Raw genomic sequence first — 18,573 nt, 5'->3', positions numbered from 1 at the left:
CCCCGCGTTTCGTCCTCTAATTGCGGTACTTGCGCGTGCAACTACCGCATTTAGAGGACGAAACGCGTCCGGTGGGGTGGCAAGGTGCGAGCCCGGCGCGGTCCGGCATGCGGGCGTGTGGCAGGGTGGCGGTCGTGAGTAACACGACCATCGCTGTGCTGCTGTTCGCGCTCGGCGGCTTCCTGATCGGCGGCGTCTACGCGACCTGGAAGAGCGTCAAGTTCATGGCCGTCGTGCTGGGGATCGGCGCGCTGCTGGCCATCGGTGGCGCCATCGCCTGGCTGGCCTGACCGCCGCCTGGCTTCTTTGGACCGGAGTACGTGAAGTTCCCTTCACGTACTCATGGGGGCAGCCCGTCTTCGCCGGCGTTGCGAAAGCCACTTTCGCAACCTTCAACGTTGCGAAAGTGGCTTTCGCAACGCCGGCGGAGCTCCGGCTGTCTCGCTCCCATGGCACAGTTGCCCCCATGCGCATCAGCAGTCACAACCGCTGCGCGTGAAGGCCCCCTTCCCTCGGCTCAGCCGAGGAAACTCGACCTTCACACCTTGCCGAGTACGTGAAGGCCCCCTTCACTGCGCTAGACGCAGTGAAGGGGGCCTTCACGTACTTGTGCGGGGACGGCACCTACTTCGAGGCGTCGACCAGCTCCCGCTCATCAGGCGCGTCCAGCTGCTTCGCGAGCTTCTCGCCTTCGACGTCGACGTCGGGCAGCACCCGATCCAGCCACTTCGGCAGCCACCAGGCACCGCGGCCGAGCAGCGACATCAGCGCCGGCACGATGGTCATCCGGATCACGAACGCGTCGACGAGCACCCCGAAGGCCAGCGCGAACCCGATCGACTGGATCAGCGACGATTCCGCGAGGACGAACCCGGCGAACACGCTGATCATGATCAGTGCGGCGGCGACCACGACGCGGGAGCCGTGCCGGAAACCGGTCACCATCGCCTGCTGCGGGTCGGCGCCGTGGACGTATTCCTCCCGCATCCGCGTCACCAGGAACACCTGGTAGTCCATCGCGAGCCCGAACAGCACACCGATCAGCAGGATCGGCAGCATGCTCATGATCGGCCCGGTCGTCTTCACGCCGAGCAGATCGGTGAGCCAGCCCCACTGGAACACGGCCACCACGGCGCCGAACGTCGCGACCACCGAACCGAGGAAGCCCAGCGTCGCCTTCAGCGGGACGACGATCGATCGGAACACCAGCATCAGCAGCAGGAACGCGAGCCCGACGATCAACGCGAGATACGGCAGCATCGCGTCGGCGAGTTTCTCCGAGACGTCGATGTTGGCCGCGGTCTGGCCGGTCACCGCCAGCGACGCGCCGGTGGCCGTGCCGAGGCTCGCGTTCAGGCCGCGGATGTCGCTGACCAGGTCTTCGGTCGCGGTGCTGCTCGGGCCGCTCTTCGGGATGACGGTCAGCAGCGCCAGGTCACCGCTTCGGTTGGTCTTCGGCGGTGTGACGATCGGGCGTTCGGGGAGGCCGCCGATACCCGCGGCCGCCTGCTGGAGCGCCGCTTGCCGGTCGGTGCTGCCGCTGAGGTCGACGACGGCCACCAGCGGGCCGTTGGCGCCTTCGCCGAAGCTGCGGGCGACGGTGTCGTAGGCCTTGCGCTGGGTGGAGTCCGGCGCGGCGGTGCTGTCGTTCGGCAGGCCTAGCTGCATGCTCGCGGCCGGGATGGCGACGATCGCGAGACCGGCGATCGCGGCGATCAGCACCGGGATCCGGCGACGGGCCACGAAACGCGCCCAGCGCTCGCCGTGCGTCGTCGTGCTTTCCTTGCGGCGCAAGCGGATCTTGCCGCCCGCCAGTTTGCCGCCCGCGAACCCGAGCACCGCGGGAAGCAGGGTGAGCGCGATGACGACCGCGATGGCGACGGTGATCGCCGCGGCGATCCCCATCTCGCCGAGGAACGGGATGCCGACGACGGTCAGGCCCGCCAGCGCGATGATCACGGTCAGTCCCGCGAACACCACCGCGGAGCCCGCCGTGCCGGTGGCGCGTCCGGCGGCTTCCTCGGGATCACGCCCGATCGTCAGTTCGTGCCGGTAGCGGGAAACGATGAAGAGCGCGTAGTCGATGCCGACGGCGAGGCCGATCATCAGCGCGAGTACCGGCGTGTTCGTGTTCAGTTCGAGGAAACCGGACGCCGTGGTGATCCCCGCCATGCCGATGCCGACGCCGATGAGCGCGGTCAGCAGCGGGATCCCGGCCGCGAGCAGCGAGCCGAAGGTGATGATCAGGACGACCGCGGCGACGGCGACGCCGAGGCCTTCGGTGGCGTTCGTGGCGGGCATCGCCTGGACGGCGTCACCACCGAATTCCACGGTGTACCCGGCGGCCCTGGCGGAATCCGCGGCGGCCATCAGTCCGTCGCGGTCGGCGTCGGTGAGTTCGAAGCCCGGCACGCGATAGCTGACCTGCGCCAGCGCGACGTGCTTGTCGGGGGAGATCGCCTGCATCTGCAGCGGGTCGACCACGCCGGCGACCTTCGGCGCGTCCTTGAGCCCGGTGACGAGTCCCGTGATCGCCGCCCGCCCGGCCTCGTCGGTGATGTCGCCGGGTGTCGAGATGACGACGCGTGCCGTCGCGCCACCCGCGGCGGCTTCCGGGAACCGGTCGGCGAGCTGGTCGATCGCCTTCTGCGATTCGGTGCCGGGGATGGTCACCGAGTTCGAAAGCTGGCCGGACAGGGTCAGCGCGCCCGCGCCGAGGGCCACCAGCACGGCGGCCCACACCGCCGTCACCAGGGCCCGGCGCCGGAACGAGAACCGGCCCAGGCGGTACAGGAAGCTGGCCACGAAAGTCTCCCGTTCACTCGTTCAGGTTCATTCCAAGCTAGCCGATCGGCTAGGGGCCTACAAGCCGATCGGCAAGTGTGTGACTAGCCGCACGGCTAGTACTCGTTTGGCCACGCGGGCACGCTTGACGTAATCTCCGACGGCTGAACGAGGAGGGAACATGGACGTCGTCCAGGCGGAGGACACCCGCACGCGACTACTGGGCACGGCGTTGCGGTTGTTCACCGAACACGGCGTGGAAGGCACCTCGCTGCAGATGATCGCGGACGCCCTCGGCGTCACGAAGGCCGCCGTCTACTACCACTTCAAGACGAAGGCGGAGATCACCGAATCCGTCGCCGAGCCCGTGCTGCGCGAGCTGGAAGGCATCGTCGACGACGCCCGCGCCCAGCGCACCAGGGGCGCGCAGATCGACCACCTGCTGGACGGTTTCGTCGATCTCGTGGTGCGGCACCGTTCGCTGGTCGCCCTGTTCTCCAGCGACCCCGGCATCGCCCGCGCGATCGAGAAGTCCGTGCACAGCTCGGACAGTTTCAAGAACCGCCTGCTGGAGATCCTGGTCGGCCCGGATCCGGATCTCACCGCGATCGTCACCGCGCAGGTACTGCTGGCGGGGATCGCCGTCGCCGGCGGCTCGCCCGAGGTCGCCTCGCTCGACGACGAGACGCTGCGCGAAACGCTCTTGGCCGTCGGGCGCAAGCTCTACAACCGTCCGCGCCGCCGTTCGTGACCGATGTGTTCAAGACAGGCACCGCGATCCGCGCGACCCTGTCGGCATGACCATCGATCTGAACGCGGCGGCCACGTTCATGGCCACCCGGGCCCGGCTGCTCGACAGGCGGCGCTTCGACGTCCTCTTCCGCGACGGTGATCCGGCGGCGGCCCTGGCCGCGCTGGAGGCGTACCGCAATCCCGACGGCGGCTACGGCCACGGGCTCGAACCCGACTGCCGTTCGGTGACCAGCCAGCCCGGCGGCGCCTTGCACGCCTTCGAGGTCTTCGCCGACGTCGGCAAGTCGACAAGTCCGCGCGCGGCCGAACTCTGCGACTGGCTCGCCTCGATCTCCCTGCCCGACGGCGGGATCCCGTTCGCGTTGCCGATGCCGGATCCCGTCGGCAGCGCGCCGTTCTGGGCGAACGCGGATCCGGCGGTCTCGTCGCTGCAGATCACCGCGATCGTCGCGGTGACCGCGCACCGGGTCGCGGCGCACGATCCCGTGGTAGCCGCGCATCCCTGGCTGGCGAAGGCCACGGGTTATTGCCTGCAGGAGATCGAGAAGCTCGACGCGGCACCGCACGCGCTCGTGCTCGCCTTCGCGATGAAGCTGGTGGACGCCTTGGGCGACACGCGTCTGGTCGAGAAGCTCGGCCGGTTCGTCCCGGACGACGGCGTGGTCGCCGTCGGCGGCGGGATCGAGGGCGAGGCCATGCGCCCGCTCGATTTCGCCCCGGAACCCGGCGGCCCGGCACGGAAGCTCTTCCGTCCCGGCGTCATCGAAGCGGACCTGCGACGGGTGGCGGGCGGGCAGCACGAAGACGGGGGCTGGCGGGTCGACTACACCAGCTATTCGCCGGCCGCCGCGCTGGAGTGGAACGGGATGTTCACCGTGGGCACGCTGGGCCTGCTGCGGGCCAACGGCCTCGTCTAGGGGAGCCGCCGCAGGAACTCCGGCGGAACGGCGGCGGTGAGCCAGACGCCGTTGGCGCTCACCTGGAATTCGTGCCCGGCGGCGGTCATCTCCCGTGCGTCGACGGCGAGCAGCACCGGGACACCGCGCCGCGCCCCGACGGCCTTCGCGGTGTCCACGGTCGCCGAAAGGTGGACGGCATGCCGCTTCATCGGCCGGAGCCCCTCACCCATGATCGTGTCGAGGAACCGGGAAACCGTGCCGTGGTAGAGCACGTCCGGCGGGATCGCCGCCGGCAGCGCGAGATCGACGTCGACACTGTGGCCCTGGCTGGCGCGGATCCGCAGCCCGTCCTCGTCGAAGGCGAAACGCCGTTTGTCGTTGCTCTCGACCACTTCGTCGAGTTCGGCGCGGGTGAGCGGCAAACCGTTGCGGCGCAGGGCCGCCAGGAGGGTGTCGACGGCGACCCAGCCGTCCGGGGTGAGAGTGACGCCGATGTCGCCGGGTGCGTGGCGCAGATGCCGGGAGAGTCGTTTCGAGACCCGGATGAGGTGTTTCTTGTCCATTTCGAGTCACAGTGACGCATATCCGGCACCCGCGTGGCAACGGAATTCAGATGCCGCCCTCGGAAGCCGGGCGCAGTTTCCCCGCGCCGGGGCCGAAGCGGGACATCTGGTCGTCGGCGTTGTAGAGCCCGCAGCTGCGCAGGGACAGGCAACCGCAGCCGACGCACCCGGTCAGCCTGTCGCGCAGGCGCTGCAACGCGTCGATCCGCGCGTCGAGCTCGTCCTGCCAGCCTCGCGAAAGACGGGCCCAGTCGGCCTTGGTGGGGGCGTGGTCCTTGGGCAGGGTCTCCAGTGCCGAGCTGATGTCGTCCAGGCTGAGCCCGACCCGCTGCGCGGCGCGGATGAAGGCGATCCGGCGCAGTACCGAGCGCGAATACCGGCGCTGGTTGCCCGCCGAGCGCTCGGAACTGATCAAGCCCTTGTCCTCGTAGAAACGCAAAGCCGTATGGGGCACGCCGCTGCGGTCGGCGACCTGCCCGATGCTCAGGTGTTCAGCCAATCTCGTCACGTCGCCAGGCTAGCCTTGACTTCGACCTAAGTCGAGGTTGCAACCTCGGTTCATGACCACCGACACCAAGACCGGCTACGAGGATCTGCCGAGGCTGATCTCGTTGATGACCGGCGACGAGAAGCATCAGGCCGCCGCGGAGTCCACTGTGGACGTCCTGTGGGTGCTCTACGACCGTGTGCTCGACATCACCCCGGAGAACGTCCGTGCTCCGGGCCGCGACCGCTTCCTGCTGTCGAAGGGCCACGGGCCGATGGCCTACTACGCGGTGCTGGCGAAGAAGGGCTTCATCCACGAGGAAGAACTCGCCGACTGGACCTCGGCCGAGTCCCGGCTCGGCCACCATCCGGACCGGGCGAGGCTGCCGGTGGCCGAGATCTCCAGCGGTTCGCTCGGGCACGGCCTCCCGCTGGCCATCGGCACCGTGTTCGGCCTGCGCGCCAAGGGATTCCGTGAGGCCAAGGTCGTCACCCTCGTCGGCGACGCGGAGCTCGACGAGGGCTCGAACCAAGAGGCCATCGCGGTCGCCGGCCGGATCGGCATGCCGCAGCTGACCGCCGTCGTCGTCGACAACTCCTCGGCCACGCACGGCTGGCCCGGCGGGATCGCACGCCGGTTCGAGGTCGAAGGCTGGACGACCCGCACCGTCGACGGCCGCGATCACGACGCGCTCCACGAAGCCCTCACCACCCCTCATCCGGACCGGCCGCTCGCCGTGGTCGCGACCGTCGAGCGAAAGGCCTGAGCCCGTGAACATGCGCGAAACGTTCCTCGAAGCCGCCGCCGATGCGCTCGACACCGACCCGAACGTCGCCGTCGTGCTCGCCGACATCTCCGCGGCGCAACTCGCCTTCGCCGCGCGGAAACACCCCGACCGGGTGCTCAACGTCGGCATCCGCGAACAATTGATGATGAGCACCGCGGGCGGCCTCGCGCTGGCCGGGATGCGCCCGATCGTCCACACCTTCTCGTCGTTCCTCGTGGAGCGGGCGTTCGAGCAGGTCAAACTCGACCTCGGGCACCAGGACGTCGGGGCCGTACTGGTCTCCTCAGGCGCGTCCTACGACATGCCGACCGCCGGGCGGACACACCAGGCGCCCGGGGACGTCGCCCTCATCGACACGCTGCCGGGCTGGACCGTGCACGTGCCAGGACATCCCGAAGAGGCGAGGCGGCTGCTGCTCGAGTCCATCCCGGGCGACGGACGCGTCTATCTCCGGCTTTCCGCGCAGGAGAACGGGAAACCGCATCTGGGCGCGGGCCTGCAAACGCTGCGCGAAGGCGGGCGAGGCGTGGTGGTGGCCGTCGGGCCGATGCTCGACCGGACGCTGGAGGCGACCGCCGATCTCGACGTCACCGTGCTCTACACCTCGACCGTCCGGCCGTTCGACGCCGCCGGGCTGCGCGCGGCCGTCGACGCCGCCGGGACCACCGACGTCGTGCTGGTCGAGCCGTACCTCGCGGGCACATCGGCGCACGCGGTGACGGACGCCTTGTCCGAAACGCCGCACCGGCTGCTCTCCCTCGGCGTCCGGCGCGACGCGGAAGTGCGGATCTACGGCGAAATGGCCGATCACGATCTCGCGCACGGCCTCGACGCCGGTTCGATCACCTTGTCCGTCAAGGAATTCCTCCGCTAGCGTGCTGTGCCGGAAATTCGTGGGCCTTATTCGGTGGAAGCGGGAGGCCGGGCCGCCGAGAAGGCCTACGCATTTCCGGCGCAGGACGCTAGCGTCACCAGGATGACGAAGATCCGTCCGCTCGCGCTCGGGGTCGTCCGCCGCGGTGGAGACCTTCTGGTGTTCGAAGGCCGGGACCACGCCGAAGGGGTGACCTATCACCGCCCGCTCGGCGGCGGGATCGAGTTCGGCGAGACCGCCGCCGAAGCACTGCGCCGCGAATTCCGAGAGGAACTCGCGGCGGAGCTGACCTCGGTCGAGCAGATCGCCGTACTGGAGAACGTGTTCACCTACGAAGGCAGGCCGGGGCACGAGATCGTCTTCCTGTTCACCGCGGAGCTGGCGGACAAGACGTTCTACGAACGCGACGAGGTCGGTGTGGTGCTCGACGACGGCGCGCGCGTGCACTGGCTGCCGCTGGCCGACGTGGCCGGTGGCAAGGCGATCCTGTACCCGGACGGACTCGCGGACCTCCTTTCAGCGCAGGGCTGACCGCGCGGTCGGCGTCAATTCCCGCTGATCCCAAGGACGTTCGAGGTGGCTCGCGAGTTCGGCGCCTGTCCGGGCGATGAGCTCGCGGTGCTCGCCGGCGACCTTGGAGAACCAGACGAACACCGTCTCGCCCTCCCGCACGGGCAGCCGGGGGAAGGTGTTCTCCGCGGGCTCCGTTTCGAAATGGCCGAACGTCTCCACGCCGCCTTCCCGCAGGGCGGGCGCCACCTTCTCCCCGAAGTACTCGGAGAACTCCTCGACAGGGCCGATCGGATGGCACACCGTGACCAGCGTCCGGGAATCCCCGGCGCCGCCGGACGCGGGGAGCCCCGGCCCGGACGGGCGCAGCAGGAGGACGTCGGAGGCGTCGATCATCGTCTCGTTCGCCGCGGGCCCGTGCGCCCGCCACACGGGCCCGGTGTAGAACGATTCGAGCGCGGCACGCCTGGACTCCATGTCCCGGAAACCGCGCAGCCACACGAACTTGTCCGGCTCCGCCGGCTCGCGGAACAGGCCGAGCAAGCGCATGCCGCAGGCTTCCTGCGGCTCCACGAACTCGCGCTCGAAGAGCTCGATCAGCTCGTCCCGGCGGCCGGGGTGCAGGGTGTACCGGCGCAGCTCGACGACGGACTGGAACCCGGGGGAATCGGTCATGCGCGGGACCCTAGAGGCCCGCACCGACAGTTTCCGGCCGTCAGCCGAGCAGGAACTCGCGGATCTGTCCGGCGACGGGTTCGGGCGCCATCCAGAACGCGCTGTGGTCGTGGTCTTCCAGGGTCAGCACGCTGACGTTCGGCAGGATCGCGGCCAGCGCCTCGGCGCCGACGCGCATGAACGCCTCACCGTTGCCGCCGACGGCGACGGCGATCGGCGCGTCGATGCTCCAGCGGTCGGTGGGCAGCGGCGTGCCGTCCTGGAGACCGCGCCAGATCCGGCCGTCGTAGGCGTAGGTGTGGGCATAGGACTTCGTCTTCTCCCAGGACGGGTCCTGCGTGATCATCGGGATGTATTCGGCGGGGACGCCGACCACCTCGCTCATGAAGTACTCGCCGGCCTCGCCGCGCTTGCCCTCCGCGACGAGCGCTTCCATGTGCTCGACGGAGTCGGCGGGAACCGGCGGCCGGGAGCCATCGACGATGAAGGGGGGCTCGTAGAGGTAGAGGCCGCTGACCTTCTCGCCCAGCGCGCTCGCCGCGTCCAGGACGATCCCGCATCCGCCGGATCCGGAGGTGAGGGCCGCGGAGCCGCCGAGGACGTCGATCAGCGCCGAAATGTCCTCGATCTCGCGCGCCGGATCGTAGGGCTGCGGGTCGCCGCTGGCGCCACGGCCCCGGCGATCGAAGGTGAGCACGGTGAAGTCCTTGGCCAGCGCCGTGACGAGGCCTTCGACGGAGGTGTGGTCCTCCGCGACGTTGCTGACCACGATGATCGCGGGACCGGAACCGGTCTTTTCGTAGGCGATGGTGGTGCCGTCGGTCGAGGTGATGGTGTCCATGATCGATGCTCCTCAGGTGAAGTCGTTCGGGGTGGTCACAACGCCGTCGAGCCGTTCGAGCGCTTCGGCGTAGCCGGCGGCCATGTGCTGTTCGACCGCGCGCTGCAGTGCCGCGCCGTCGGAGAAGACCGCGCGTACTTCGACGGTGCAGCCGTTGGCCGCGTCGGCGAAGGTGACCTTGGTGGGAAAGGTGTCGGTGCCGTCGGGCCGCCATGCCTCGTCGGCGAACGTGTCTTCGTAGGCCAGTTCGGCACACGGTTCGACCACGGTGTAGGTGGCGACACTGCGTACCGCGTCCGCCGAGCCGTCCTCCGGCGCGATCTGGAATCGCCAGCGGCCGCCAGGGCGCACGTCCATCTCGTAGACGGTGGCCGCCCAGCCGTGCGGGCCCCACCACCGCCGGATCGCTTCGGCGTCGGTCCACGCCCACCAGGCACGATCGACGCCCGCGGCGTAGGTGCGGCTGATGTGGACGGTGTTGTTCGCCCTGTCGATCTCGATGCCGTCGGGCACGGCCGGCCTCCTCACGGGTTCGGTTCGAACGGTCGGTCGTCGTCGAGAAGCGAGCCGAGACGATCCATCCGTCCGGCCCATAGTGTCGCGAAACCGCGCACCCAGTCGCTGATCAACTGCATCGCTTCCGGGTGCAGCCGGTAGATCCGCTGCTGGGCCCGCTTGGTCGCCTCGACCACGCCTGCCTCCGCGAGCAGCCGGAGGTGCCGGGACACCTGCGGCTGACCGAGGCCGAGCGCGTCGACGATGGCGCCGACCGGCTGCGGTCCCTGTCTGAGCAACTCGACGATCCGGAACCGGTTCGGCTCCGAGATCGCCGCCAGTCGCTGCTGCACGGTAGCGGTCATGGCAGCCAACATACATCAAGGCATATATACACGCAAGGAGATATACGAGAGCGGACGGCGGCCCTCGGCCGGTGGTCCGGGAAAATCAGCGGAAGGCGGCGAGCCCGGTGACCGACTGCCCGATCGAGAGCGCGTGCATCTCTTCGGTGCCTTCGTAGGTCAGCACGGTTTCCAGGTTCGACATGTGCCGCATCACCGGGTACTCCAGCGAGATCCCGTTGGCGCCGAGCATGGCGCGAGCGGTCCTGGCGACTTCCAGCGCGGAGCGGACGTTCGCGAGCTTGCCGAAGCTGACGTGGTTGTGGTGCAGCGTCCCGGCGTCCTTGAGCCGTCCGATCCGCAGCGCGACCAGCCCGGCGCGGTTGACCTCGACCACGAGATCGGCGAGCTTGCGCTGGGTGAGCTGGAACCCGGCCAGCGGTTTGCCGAACTGTTCCCGGCTCAGCGTGTACTCCAGCGCGGATTCGTAGCAGGAGCGAGCGGCGCCGACGACGCCGAACAGGATCCCGTAGCGCGCCTCGTTCAGGCAGGACAACGGTCCGCGCAGGCCCCTGACCTCGGGGAACGCCGCCGAATCCGGCAGGCGGACGCCGTCGAGCACGAGTTCCGCGGTCAGCGAGGCCCGCAGCGACAGCTTGTGCTTGACCTCGTTCGCGGTGAAACCCGGCGTGTTCGTGGGGACGACGAAACCGCGCACGCCTTCGTCGGTCTGCGCCCAGACGACCGCGACATCGGCGACGGTTCCGTTGGTGATCCACATCTTCGTGCCGCTCAGCACCCAGTCCGAGCCGTCGCGCACCGCGCGGGTGCGCATGCTGCCGGGGTCGCTGCCGGCGTCCGGTTCGGTCAGGCCGAAGCAGCCGAGCGCCTCACCGGCGGCCATCCGGGGCAGCCACTCCTGCTTGTGCTCCTCGGTGCCCCAGTTGTGGATCGCGTACATCGCCAGCGAACCCTGCACCGAGACGAAGCTGCGCAAGCCGGAGTCGACGGCCTCAAGTTCCCGGCAGGCGATGCCGTAGGCGACGGCACTGGTCCCGGCGCAGCCGTAACCCTCCAGGTGCATGCCGAGCAGTCCGAGCTGCCCGAACCCCTTGGCGAGCTCGGCGGCGGGCAGGGCGCCCGTCTCGTACCACTCCGCCACGTTCGGCAGGAGCTGGTCCTGCGCGTAGGCGCGCACGGCGTCGCGCATGGCCCGGTCCTCGGCGGTGAGCTCGGCGTCGAGATCGAGGAAGTCGCGCGGATCCGGGCTGCTGCTCATGCGGTCACTCCTGGTCGGCTCGGTGGGGCGTCTTCCCAAGAAGAAAACCACACACGTGACCGGAGTCGAGTGTCAGCGATCCCGCCATCCGGTGGTCTTCGTCACTTGAACCGATGCTGTGGCCGTCCGGGCGGGGGCGGAGCGCCGCTTCTGCGCCGGGATCAGCAGCTCCGCGAAGGTAGGGAAAGGCACGCTGTCGATGTCCTCGCGCCACGCGCTGAGCAGGCGGGTCAGGTCGTCGGCGTCCTGCATCGTTCCTCCATAAGTGCAGGGCGGTCCTGCGCCGGCCTTTCACTCGGAGTCGCTATTACCCAGAAGAGTGAAGGTCGAAACAGGGAATCCGGGAAAAACCCGGTCCGCTAGCCTGGTGTGCGTGGCTACTCCTCGCGTGGTGATCCTGGACTACGGGTCCGGCAACCTCCGGTCCGCCGAACGTGCCGTCCAGCGCGCCGGCGCCGACGTCGAGGTCACCGCCGACCCGCATGCCGCGCTCGAGGCCGACGGCCTGGTCGTCCCCGGAGTCGGCGCCTTCTCCGCCTGCATGGAGGGGCTGCGATCGGTGTCGGGCGAGAAGATCATCGGCAAGCGTCTCGCCGGCGGCCGTCCCGTGCTGGGCATCTGCGTCGGCATGCAGATCCTGTTCGAACGCGGGGTCGAGCACGGCGTGGAGGCCGAGGGCGCGGGGGAGTGGCCGGGCACGGTCGACCGGCTGGAGGCCGACGTCCTCCCCCACATGGGGTGGAACACCGTCCGCGCGCCCGAGGACTCGTCGCTGTTCGCCGGGCTCGACGCGGACACGCGGTTCTACTTCGTGCACTCCTACGCCGCGCGGACCTGGGAGCTGGACTCCGGCCTCGCCGGGCAGCAGCCCAAGGTGACCTGGGCGAACCACGGCCAGGATTTCGTCGCCGCCGTCGAGAACGGGCCGCTCTGGGCGACCCAGTTCCACCCCGAGAAGTCCGGGGACGCCGGGGCGCACCTGCTGCGCAACTGGCTGCACACCCTGTCTTAGAGTGGGCGCGTGACTTTCACGCTCCTTCCCGCCGTTGATGTGGCCGATGGCCAGGCCGTGCGACTCGTCCAGGGCGAGGCCGGCACCGAAACCTCCTATGGCAGCCCGCTGGAGGCGGCGCTGGCCTGGCAGCGTGACGGGGCGGAGTGGATCCATCTGGTGGACCTCGACGCCGCGTTCGGCAAGGGGTCCAACCGGGAACTGCTCGCCGACGTGGTGGCGAGGCTCGACGTCCAGGTGGAGCTGTCCGGTGGCATCCGCGACGACGCCTCGCTGGAGGCCGCGCTGGCCACCGGCGCCCGCCGGGTCAACCTCGGCACGGCGGCGCTGGAGGACCCGGAGTGGACCGCGAAGGTCGTGTCCTCCTACGGCGACCGCGTCGCCATCGGGCTGGACGTGCGGATCACCGAGGCCGGGCACCGGCTGTCCGCCCGCGGCTGGACGCAGGACGGCGGTGACCTCTGGGAGGTCCTCGACCGGCTCGACCGCGACGGCGCGCAGCGCTACGTCGTCACCGACGTGAGCAAGGACGGCACCCTCCAGGGGCCGAACATCGACCTGCTCCGCGAGGTCGCCGCCCGTACCGACGCGCCGGTGATCGCCTCCGGCGGTGTGTCCAGTGTGGACGATCTCCGCGCGCTGGCGGCGCTCGCCCGCGACGGTGTCGAAGGCTCCATCGTCGGCAAGGCGCTCTACGCCGGCGCGTTCACGCTGCCCGAGGCGCTCGCGGCCGTCGCGGAGTTCTGAGCTTTACCTCCCGGGTAATCGACGCCACGCGCCGGCTCGGTCAGGATTCCTTCCAGGACAACGAAACCTGGAGGACATCATGACCGCCTACGGACTCGCCCACCTTCGCCCCGCCGCCGTGCTGGCCGAAGAGGTCTTCGAGTACATGGAACGGATCCAGGCCACGCTCGATCCCTTCGGCGGCAAGTTCCTCGTGCACGGAGCCGGGGTCCACGTCGTCGAAGGGGAGTGGCCGGGGGCGCTCGTGCTCATCGAGTTCCCGAGCCTCGACGTGGCCCGCGAGTGGTACGCGTCGGCCGCCTACCAGGAGATCCTGCACCTGCGGGCGGACCACATCCCGGGCGATCTGATCCTGGTGGAGGGGTGCGGGCCGGACCACGATTCGGCGGCGCTGGCGGCCGGCCTGCGGGCGCTGCAGGCGGCCTGAGTGAGCCGGTTCCGGCCGAGGGGTGCCGCGAAAGCCACTTTCGCAACCTTCAACGTTGCGAAAGTGGCTTTCGCAACGTCAGTGGGGGTAGGCGGTTCGGCGGCCGGTGGCACGTCGCGAAAGCCACTTTCGCGACGTCTGATGTCCCGAAAGTGGCTTTCGCGACATGAGCATCGGCCCCCCGGGTCACTCCGCCAGCTTGATCGCGATCCCCACGGTCCGGTCCTTCGGCCCCCGCAGCCTGCTGAAGAACATCGTGACCCGCCCGGTGATCCCGTACTTCCGTGCGATCACCTTGCGCACGCGTTCGGTCCCGTCGAGGTCCAGCAGCCGAGCCTCACCCGCGACGACGTCACCATGGGTCTTGGCGCCGCGGAAATCGCAGGCCTGGACCTCGACGCGGCCGCTGTTGCGGATGCGCTTGACCTTGCCCGCCTTCCGCTCGGACCAGAGCACCAGCTCGCCGCCGTCGCCCGCCGCCCAGACCGGCGTCGGCACCGGGGTGCCGTTCTTGCGGAAGGTGGTCAGGACGACGTACTTCTCGGCGGCGATCCGCTCGAACTCCGATCCCATGTGGAGAGTCTAGGGCGTTCGGCGACGCAGCGTCGCCGCGCCGAGCACCAGCGCGGCCAGGGCGCACGCCGCGACGATGAGCAGGTTCCGGATGAGCGTCGCGTTCACGGTGCCCGACGTGGTGACCCGGGTGAGCGCTTCGACGGCGTACGACAGCGGCATCACGTTCGACAGCCAGTTCAGGAGCCAGCCCATCTCGCCGCGCGGGACGAACAGCCCGCACAGCAGGATCTGCGGCAGCACGAAAAGCGGCATGAACTGCATCGCCTGGAACTCCGTCCGCGCGAACGCGCTCACGAACAGGCCGAGCGCCATCCCGAGGAGGGCGTCGAGGACGGCGATGAGCAGCAGCATCCCGATCGAGCCCGCGATGTCGAGGCCGAGCCAGGCGAGTGAGACCCCGGCGGCGACGCCGACCTGCACGACCGCGATCGAACCGAACGCGATCGCGTAGCCGAAGAGCAGATCCATCCTGCCGATCGGCAGGGTCATCAGGCGTTCCAGGGTCGCGGTGGTGCGCTCGCGCAGCGTGGTGATCGAGGTGATCAGGAACATGATCAGGAACGGGAAGACGCCGAGCAGCGCCGGGGCGACCCGGCTGAACACCGCTTCGGAGTTGAAGACGAAGCGCAGCAACACCATCAGCAGCGAAGGGACGACGATCAGCATCGCGACGGTACGCGGATCGTGCCGCAGCTGAAGGAGGATGCGGCGGGCGGTGGCGAGTGTCAGCGTGGGGTTCACGAGGTCGTCTCCGTCTCCCGGACGAGCCGCAGGAACGCCTGCTCCAGATCCGGCGTCCCGGTGCGCTCGCGCAGCCCGGCCGGGGTGTCGTCGGCGAGGATCCGGCCTTCGCGCATGAGCAGCAGCCGGTCACAGCGCGCTGCCTCGTCCATGACGTGACTGGACACGAGCAGCGTGGCCCCGCCCTCGGCGAGACGGCGGAACAGCGCCCAGAGTTCGTCGCGGAGCACGGGATCGAGGCCGACGGTCGGTTCGTCGAGGACGAGCAGTTCGGGTTTCCCGAGCAGTGCGACGGCGAGGTTGGCGCGGTTGTGCTGGCCGCCGGACAAGGAGCCGACCAGTTTGCCCGCGTGGTCGGCCAGCCCGACTTCGGCGATCACCCTGTCCACATCGGACAGCGGGGCGCGAAGGACGGAAGCGAAGTAGCGCAAGGCTTCCGTGATGGTGAGGTCGGCGTAGATGGCCGGGTTCTGGGTGGCGTAGCCGATCAGCCGCCGCAGCGGCGGGCTGCCGGCGGGATGGCCGAGCACGGTGACCTCGCCCGCGGCGACGATCTGCACGCCGACGATCGCGCGCATCAGCGTCGTCTTGCCGCAGCCGCTCGGCCCGAGCAGGCCGGTGACGCGGCCGCGCGGCGTCCGGAACGCGATGTCCTTGACGACCTCGCGACCGCCGCGGACGACCCTCAGTCCGGTCACGGAGATCGCTGAATTAGCCATGCGTTTAATTCTGCGCCCGTTGAGAAGCATGCGTCAAGGGGCGCGGGTTTCAGGACAGCCGGACGGCGATGCCCGGGTACTCGCGGACCAGCAGGTGCCGGTCGTAACGCAGCACGCAGGAGAAATCGAAGACCGGTGCCGTGTAGGCGAAATCGCGGTCACCGATCCGCTCGTAGCGCTGCTCGAGCCGTTCCACGGCGAGGTCGCCCGCCCGGACGTACGCGGCGGGCGCCTCGGCGGCGGCGCCCGGCGCCAGGCCGAGCCGGTGCACCGGCAGCGTGTTCGTCATCGACGACGATTCGAGGTCCACGTCGAAACAGCCGTCGAGCCGTGGATCCGCGACGCCGTCCACTCGCCAGCGTCCGTCGCCACCGGATTCGAGCACCGTGCGCCGCGCACCGCTCGCCGACCGGCCGGAGAGCTCGGCCGACCTCGTATGCCAGGCGGCGTCCACGGTGATCGCGTACTCGACGAACCAGGATTCGCCGTCCTCGACCGCCGTCGTGGCCCCGCTGATCCTCCAGCCGCCTTCGTGTTCCTCGAAGAACGCGACCTCCAGGCCGGTCCTCGCGTCCCGATGCAGCCAGCTCGCGGTCGCGGGAAGGCTCACGGCACGAGAACGAGCTTGCCCCGGACGTGGCCCGCTTCGCTCTCGTCCTGGGCCGCGGCGGCTTCGGCGAGCGGATACACCCGGGCGATCGGCAGGTCGAGCTTGCCTTCGGCGGCGAGCGCGGCGCCTTCGGCCAGCGAGCCGGGCACCTGTTCGGCCGGAGAGCCCGAAGTGAAGCGGACGCCGTGGTCGGCCGCGTCCGGCGCCGCGATGGTGATGACCCGCTTCGGGCCGCCGGTCAGCTCGACGAGAGTGGCGAGCGAGCCACGTCCTGAGGTGTCGAAGGACGCGTCGATGCCCTGGGGAGCGACGTCGCGTACGCGCTCGGCGAGCCCTTCGCCGTACTGCACCGGGACAGCGCCCAGCGAGCGCAGGTAGTCGTGGTTCGCTTCGCTCGCGGTGCCCACGACGGTGAGCCCGCGCGCGACGGCGAGCTGGACGGCGATGGTGCCGACGCCTCCCGCCGCGCCGTCGATGAGCAGCGTCTCGCCCTTCTGGAGGTCCAGCAGGTTGAGGGCGCGATAGGCGGTGTTGACGACCGCCGACAGCGCCGCGGCGAGCTCCCACGACAGTGCTTCCGGCTTGCGGACGAGTTTCGCGGGATCGGCGAGGACGTACTCCGCGTACCCGCCGATACCGGACCCCAGGACCTCGTCACCGGCGGCGAACTCGGAAACCCCCTCGCCGACCGCGTCGATCACGCCCGAGATGTCACCGCCGGGGACGGCGGGGAACTTCGCGGGATACACCTCCGCCATCAGCCCGGAACGGATCTTCCAGTCGATCGGGTTCACGCCCGCGGCCCGGACGGCGACCCTCACCTGGCCGGGACCCGGCACGGGGAGCTCGCGTTCGAGGACCCGCAGGACCCCGGAGTCGCCGTACTCGGTGAACGCGATGGAGCGGTAGGTGTCCGTCATGTCGTCGACAACCGCCGCCCGCCCGTCACTATTCCGGCGGTTTCCCGAACCAGCTGTAGTCAGCGGGGACGATCCGCAGGCCCTCGGCGATGTCGAGCAGCGTTGCCCGGTCCCGCTTACCCGACACGGTGAGCCAGCGCCCGCCTTCGACCTGCACGGCGACCGTTTCGTCCAGCTGCCCGAGCCGCCCGTTCCGCGCGGGGAGGGCGAAACCGTCGAGGCCCCGGACCTTCAGCGGCACGGGCGCGGCGTCGCCCTCGTCCGGCCGTTCGCCGCCGAGCCGCGCCGTGACGACCGCCGGAGCGGTGGGCTGCCCCGCACGGGTGGCTTCGAGCTCGGTCCTGCCGCCGTCGACCATCATGGGCAGGTTCACCCCGGACAGCTCCAGATCGGCGGGCAACCTGCCGAACCGCAGTTCGCCCGCCACCCGGGCACGGCCGTCCTCGACCATCTCGTCCGCGATCCGCTGACCCACGCCACGCGGGTCCCGCACGTCGTACAGGGTCAGGTTCAGCACGTACGCGTCGTCGGGTGACCAGGTCAGCATCGTCGCGTCGCCGTCGACCTCCGAGACCATGCCGACCCGGCCGTGCACGATGATCTGGTTCGGGGCGGGGGCGATCGTCCACGGCCCACGCCGCTCGTCCAGCGGAGTGGTGGTCAGCTTGACCTGGCCCGCTTCGCCGCCGTTCCACATCCTGGTCTGAGGCGCGGGATAGGGCTTCGCAGAGCGGCTCATCTCCGTGAAGCCGTCAGGCAGCCAACCTGGCTTGTACGGCAGCACCGACCAGTCCGCGTCGCGCGGCGAGGCGGGTGTGACCGCGGTGTAGGCCCGCAGGCTCAACGGCACGCCGAGGGCGATGATCGCGACCGCCGCCGCGACCAGCGCCAAAGCCATCTTCGGGCGGCTTCGCGACCGTTGGGTCAGCGCGTCGCGGATCTCGGCCCCGTCGGGTGCCCGCGTGGCCAGGTGTTCGAGGCTCTCGCGGATCAGGTCCTCGGTGTGCTCGTCACTCAGTCGGGTCATTTGCGGGCTCCCGTGGGCACGGACGGGGACGGCTCGGTTTCCCGCAGCGTCGCGAGCGCGCGCGAGATCTGGCTGCGCACGGTCGACGTCTTACAGCGGAGTACCGCGCCGATCTCCTCGTCGGAGTAGTTCTCGTAGTAGCGGAGCACGATCGCGGCGCGTTGTTTGCGCGGGAGCTTCGCGAGCCGGTCCAGCATCGCGTCGCGTTCGTCGTACTCGATGGCGTGATCGGAGACCGGCGGGCTCATCAGGTCGAGCGCTTCCGGTGACGACGGCGTCACCCGGCGGACCGCCAGCCGCCTGCGCCACGAGAGGTACTCGTTGGTCACCATCCGGCGGACGTAGGTCGGCGGCGAATCGATCTTCGGCCAGCGTTGCTGAGCACGCAGCAGCACCTCCTGGACGATGTCCTGCGCCAGGTACGGATCGTCGGTCAGGACGGTCGCGTAGCGCAGGAGGCCGTCCAGGCGATCCGCGACGAACTCGTCGAAGGTCGCAGGCAC

General features: G+C 69.7%; 25 protein-coding genes. 9 read left to right on the top strand and 16 right to left on the bottom strand.

Annotated elements, in window-relative coordinates:
- The first annotated feature begins 134 nt into the window (after positions 1 to 134).
- On the top strand, positions 135 to 290 hold the full coding sequence (locus tag ACOCEP_RS39475) for a hypothetical protein (RefSeq protein WP_016335988.1): 156 nt from the start codon (positions 135 to 137) through the stop codon (positions 288 to 290).
- A 334-nt stretch (positions 291 to 624) separates the two neighbouring features.
- Here the strand turns inward: ACOCEP_RS39475 and ACOCEP_RS39470 are convergent, their stop codons facing one another.
- Positions 625 to 2,805 carry an MMPL family transporter gene (locus ACOCEP_RS39470; RefSeq protein WP_482335038.1) on the bottom strand — a complete coding sequence of 727 codons (2,181 nt, stop codon included), beginning with the start codon at positions 2,803 to 2,805 and terminating at the stop codon, positions 625 to 627.
- A 160-nt stretch (positions 2,806 to 2,965) separates the two neighbouring features.
- Here ACOCEP_RS39470 and ACOCEP_RS39465 point away from each other — a divergent pair, with 160 nt between their 5' ends.
- Both ACOCEP_RS39465 and ACOCEP_RS39460 read left to right on the top strand, forming a co-directional pair.
- Positions 2,966 to 3,535: a TetR/AcrR family transcriptional regulator gene (locus ACOCEP_RS39465; protein WP_482335037.1), complete on the top strand. Its 570-nt coding sequence runs from the start codon at positions 2,966 to 2,968 to the stop codon at positions 3,533 to 3,535.
- Positions 3,536 to 3,581: 46 nt separating this feature from the next.
- On the top strand, positions 3,582 to 4,454 hold the full coding sequence (locus tag ACOCEP_RS39460) for a hypothetical protein (RefSeq protein WP_482335036.1): 873 nt from the start codon (positions 3,582 to 3,584) through the stop codon (positions 4,452 to 4,454).
- On the opposite strand, the gene ACOCEP_RS39455 is transcribed toward ACOCEP_RS39460, so the two are convergent.
- Both ACOCEP_RS39455 and soxR read right to left on the bottom strand, forming a co-directional pair.
- Positions 4,451 to 4,999 (bottom strand): RNA 2'-phosphotransferase, encoded by a 549-nt coding sequence (locus ACOCEP_RS39455; RefSeq protein WP_482335035.1) that lies wholly within the window; start codon positions 4,997 to 4,999, stop codon positions 4,451 to 4,453. The two genes, ACOCEP_RS39460 and ACOCEP_RS39455, sit on opposite strands and share 4 nt — an antisense overlap.
- A 46-nt stretch (positions 5,000 to 5,045) precedes the next feature.
- Positions 5,046 to 5,507, bottom strand: a complete 462-nt coding sequence (soxR, locus tag ACOCEP_RS39450) for a redox-sensitive transcriptional activator SoxR (RefSeq protein ID WP_016335982.1) — start codon at positions 5,505 to 5,507, stop codon at positions 5,046 to 5,048.
- Positions 5,508 to 5,559: 52 nt separating this feature from the next.
- Here soxR and ACOCEP_RS39445 point away from each other — a divergent pair, with 52 nt between their 5' ends.
- From ACOCEP_RS39445 to ACOCEP_RS39435, 3 genes are all read left to right on the top strand, one after another.
- Positions 5,560 to 6,252 carry a transketolase gene (locus ACOCEP_RS39445; protein ID WP_482335034.1) on the top strand — a complete coding sequence of 231 codons (693 nt, stop codon included), beginning with the start codon at positions 5,560 to 5,562 and terminating at the stop codon, positions 6,250 to 6,252.
- A 4-nt stretch (positions 6,253 to 6,256) separates the two neighbouring features.
- On the top strand, positions 6,257 to 7,147 hold the full coding sequence (locus ACOCEP_RS39440) for a transketolase family protein (RefSeq protein ID WP_482335033.1): 891 nt from the start codon (positions 6,257 to 6,259) through the stop codon (positions 7,145 to 7,147).
- A gap of 102 nt (positions 7,148 to 7,249) precedes the next feature.
- Positions 7,250 to 7,678, top strand: coding sequence for an NUDIX hydrolase (locus tag ACOCEP_RS39435; RefSeq protein ID WP_482335032.1), 429 nt, complete (start codon positions 7,250 to 7,252; stop codon positions 7,676 to 7,678).
- On the opposite strand, the gene ACOCEP_RS39430 is transcribed toward ACOCEP_RS39435, so the two are convergent.
- From ACOCEP_RS39430 to ACOCEP_RS39405, 6 genes are all read right to left on the bottom strand, one after another.
- Positions 7,664 to 8,332, bottom strand: a complete 669-nt coding sequence (locus ACOCEP_RS39430) for an NIPSNAP family protein (RefSeq protein ID WP_482335031.1) — start codon at positions 8,330 to 8,332, stop codon at positions 7,664 to 7,666. The genes ACOCEP_RS39435 and ACOCEP_RS39430 overlap by 15 nt on opposite strands.
- Before the next feature lie 40 nt (positions 8,333 to 8,372).
- Positions 8,373 to 9,173 (bottom strand): alpha/beta fold hydrolase, encoded by an 801-nt coding sequence (locus ACOCEP_RS39425; RefSeq protein WP_482335030.1) that lies wholly within the window; start codon positions 9,171 to 9,173, stop codon positions 8,373 to 8,375.
- A gap of 12 nt (positions 9,174 to 9,185) precedes the next feature.
- Positions 9,186 to 9,686, bottom strand: a complete 501-nt coding sequence (locus ACOCEP_RS39420; protein WP_482335029.1) for an SRPBCC family protein — start codon at positions 9,684 to 9,686, stop codon at positions 9,186 to 9,188.
- An 11-nt stretch (positions 9,687 to 9,697) separates the two neighbouring features.
- Positions 9,698 to 10,033, bottom strand: coding sequence for an ArsR/SmtB family transcription factor (locus ACOCEP_RS39415; RefSeq protein ID WP_482335028.1), 336 nt, complete (start codon positions 10,031 to 10,033; stop codon positions 9,698 to 9,700).
- An 85-nt stretch (positions 10,034 to 10,118) separates the two neighbouring features.
- Positions 10,119 to 11,291, bottom strand: a complete 1,173-nt coding sequence (locus ACOCEP_RS39410) for an acyl-CoA dehydrogenase family protein (protein WP_482335027.1) — start codon at positions 11,289 to 11,291, stop codon at positions 10,119 to 10,121.
- Positions 11,292 to 11,363: 72 nt separating this feature from the next.
- Entirely contained in the window at positions 11,364 to 11,543 is a 180-nt protein-coding gene (locus tag ACOCEP_RS39405) for a hypothetical protein (RefSeq protein ID WP_038510342.1), read from the bottom strand.
- A gap of 136 nt (positions 11,544 to 11,679) precedes the next feature.
- On the opposite strand from ACOCEP_RS39405, the gene hisH reads away from it, so the two are divergent.
- The 3 genes from hisH (at position 11,680) to ACOCEP_RS39390 (ending at position 13,477) form a co-directional block, all read left to right on the top strand.
- Positions 11,680 to 12,303 carry an imidazole glycerol phosphate synthase subunit HisH gene (gene hisH / locus ACOCEP_RS39400; RefSeq protein WP_482339904.1) on the top strand — a complete coding sequence of 208 codons (624 nt, stop codon included), beginning with the start codon at positions 11,680 to 11,682 and terminating at the stop codon, positions 12,301 to 12,303.
- 9 nt (positions 12,304 to 12,312) lie between these two features.
- The gene (gene priA, locus ACOCEP_RS39395; protein WP_465437553.1) at positions 12,313 to 13,050 is read left to right on the top strand and encodes a bifunctional 1-(5-phosphoribosyl)-5-((5-phosphoribosylamino)methylideneamino)imidazole-4-carboxamide isomerase/phosphoribosylanthranilate isomerase PriA; all 738 of its coding nucleotides are present in this window, start codon (positions 12,313 to 12,315) and stop codon (positions 13,048 to 13,050) included.
- A gap of 79 nt (positions 13,051 to 13,129) precedes the next feature.
- The gene (locus ACOCEP_RS39390; protein WP_482335026.1) at positions 13,130 to 13,477 is read left to right on the top strand and encodes a DUF1330 domain-containing protein; all 348 of its coding nucleotides are present in this window, start codon (positions 13,130 to 13,132) and stop codon (positions 13,475 to 13,477) included.
- Positions 13,478 to 13,663: 186 nt separating this feature from the next.
- On the opposite strand, the gene ACOCEP_RS39385 is transcribed toward ACOCEP_RS39390, so the two are convergent.
- From ACOCEP_RS39385 to ACOCEP_RS39355, 7 genes are read right to left on the bottom strand one after another with little or no spacing between them, the layout of a single operon-like run.
- Positions 13,664 to 14,050 carry a PPOX class F420-dependent oxidoreductase gene (locus tag ACOCEP_RS39385; protein ID WP_465418794.1) on the bottom strand — a complete coding sequence of 129 codons (387 nt, stop codon included), beginning with the start codon at positions 14,048 to 14,050 and terminating at the stop codon, positions 13,664 to 13,666.
- 9 nt (positions 14,051 to 14,059) lie between these two features.
- The gene (locus tag ACOCEP_RS39380; protein WP_482335025.1) at positions 14,060 to 14,794 is read right to left on the bottom strand and encodes an ABC transporter permease; all 735 of its coding nucleotides are present in this window, start codon (positions 14,792 to 14,794) and stop codon (positions 14,060 to 14,062) included.
- Entirely contained in the window at positions 14,791 to 15,513 is a 723-nt protein-coding gene (locus ACOCEP_RS39375; RefSeq protein ID WP_482335024.1) for an ABC transporter ATP-binding protein, read from the bottom strand. Before ACOCEP_RS39375 ends, ACOCEP_RS39380 begins: the two co-directional genes overlap by 4 nt.
- Before the next feature lie 49 nt (positions 15,514 to 15,562).
- Positions 15,563 to 16,123, bottom strand: coding sequence for a putative glycolipid-binding domain-containing protein (locus ACOCEP_RS39370; RefSeq protein WP_482335023.1), 561 nt, complete (start codon positions 16,121 to 16,123; stop codon positions 15,563 to 15,565).
- On the bottom strand, positions 16,120 to 17,043 hold the full coding sequence (locus tag ACOCEP_RS39365) for an NADP-dependent oxidoreductase (RefSeq protein WP_482335022.1): 924 nt from the start codon (positions 17,041 to 17,043) through the stop codon (positions 16,120 to 16,122). Before ACOCEP_RS39365 ends, ACOCEP_RS39370 begins: the two co-directional genes overlap by 4 nt.
- A gap of 28 nt (positions 17,044 to 17,071) precedes the next feature.
- Entirely contained in the window at positions 17,072 to 18,070 is a 999-nt protein-coding gene (locus tag ACOCEP_RS39360) for a hypothetical protein (protein ID WP_482335021.1), read from the bottom strand.
- A complete protein-coding gene (locus ACOCEP_RS39355) occupies positions 18,067 to 18,573 on the bottom strand; it encodes a SigE family RNA polymerase sigma factor (protein WP_482335020.1) in 507 nt (168 codons plus the stop codon). Before ACOCEP_RS39355 ends, ACOCEP_RS39360 begins: the two co-directional genes overlap by 4 nt.

Source organism: Amycolatopsis sp. CA-211722, from assembly GCF_056828465.1.
This window is presented reverse-complemented; position numbering and strand designations above follow the sequence as displayed.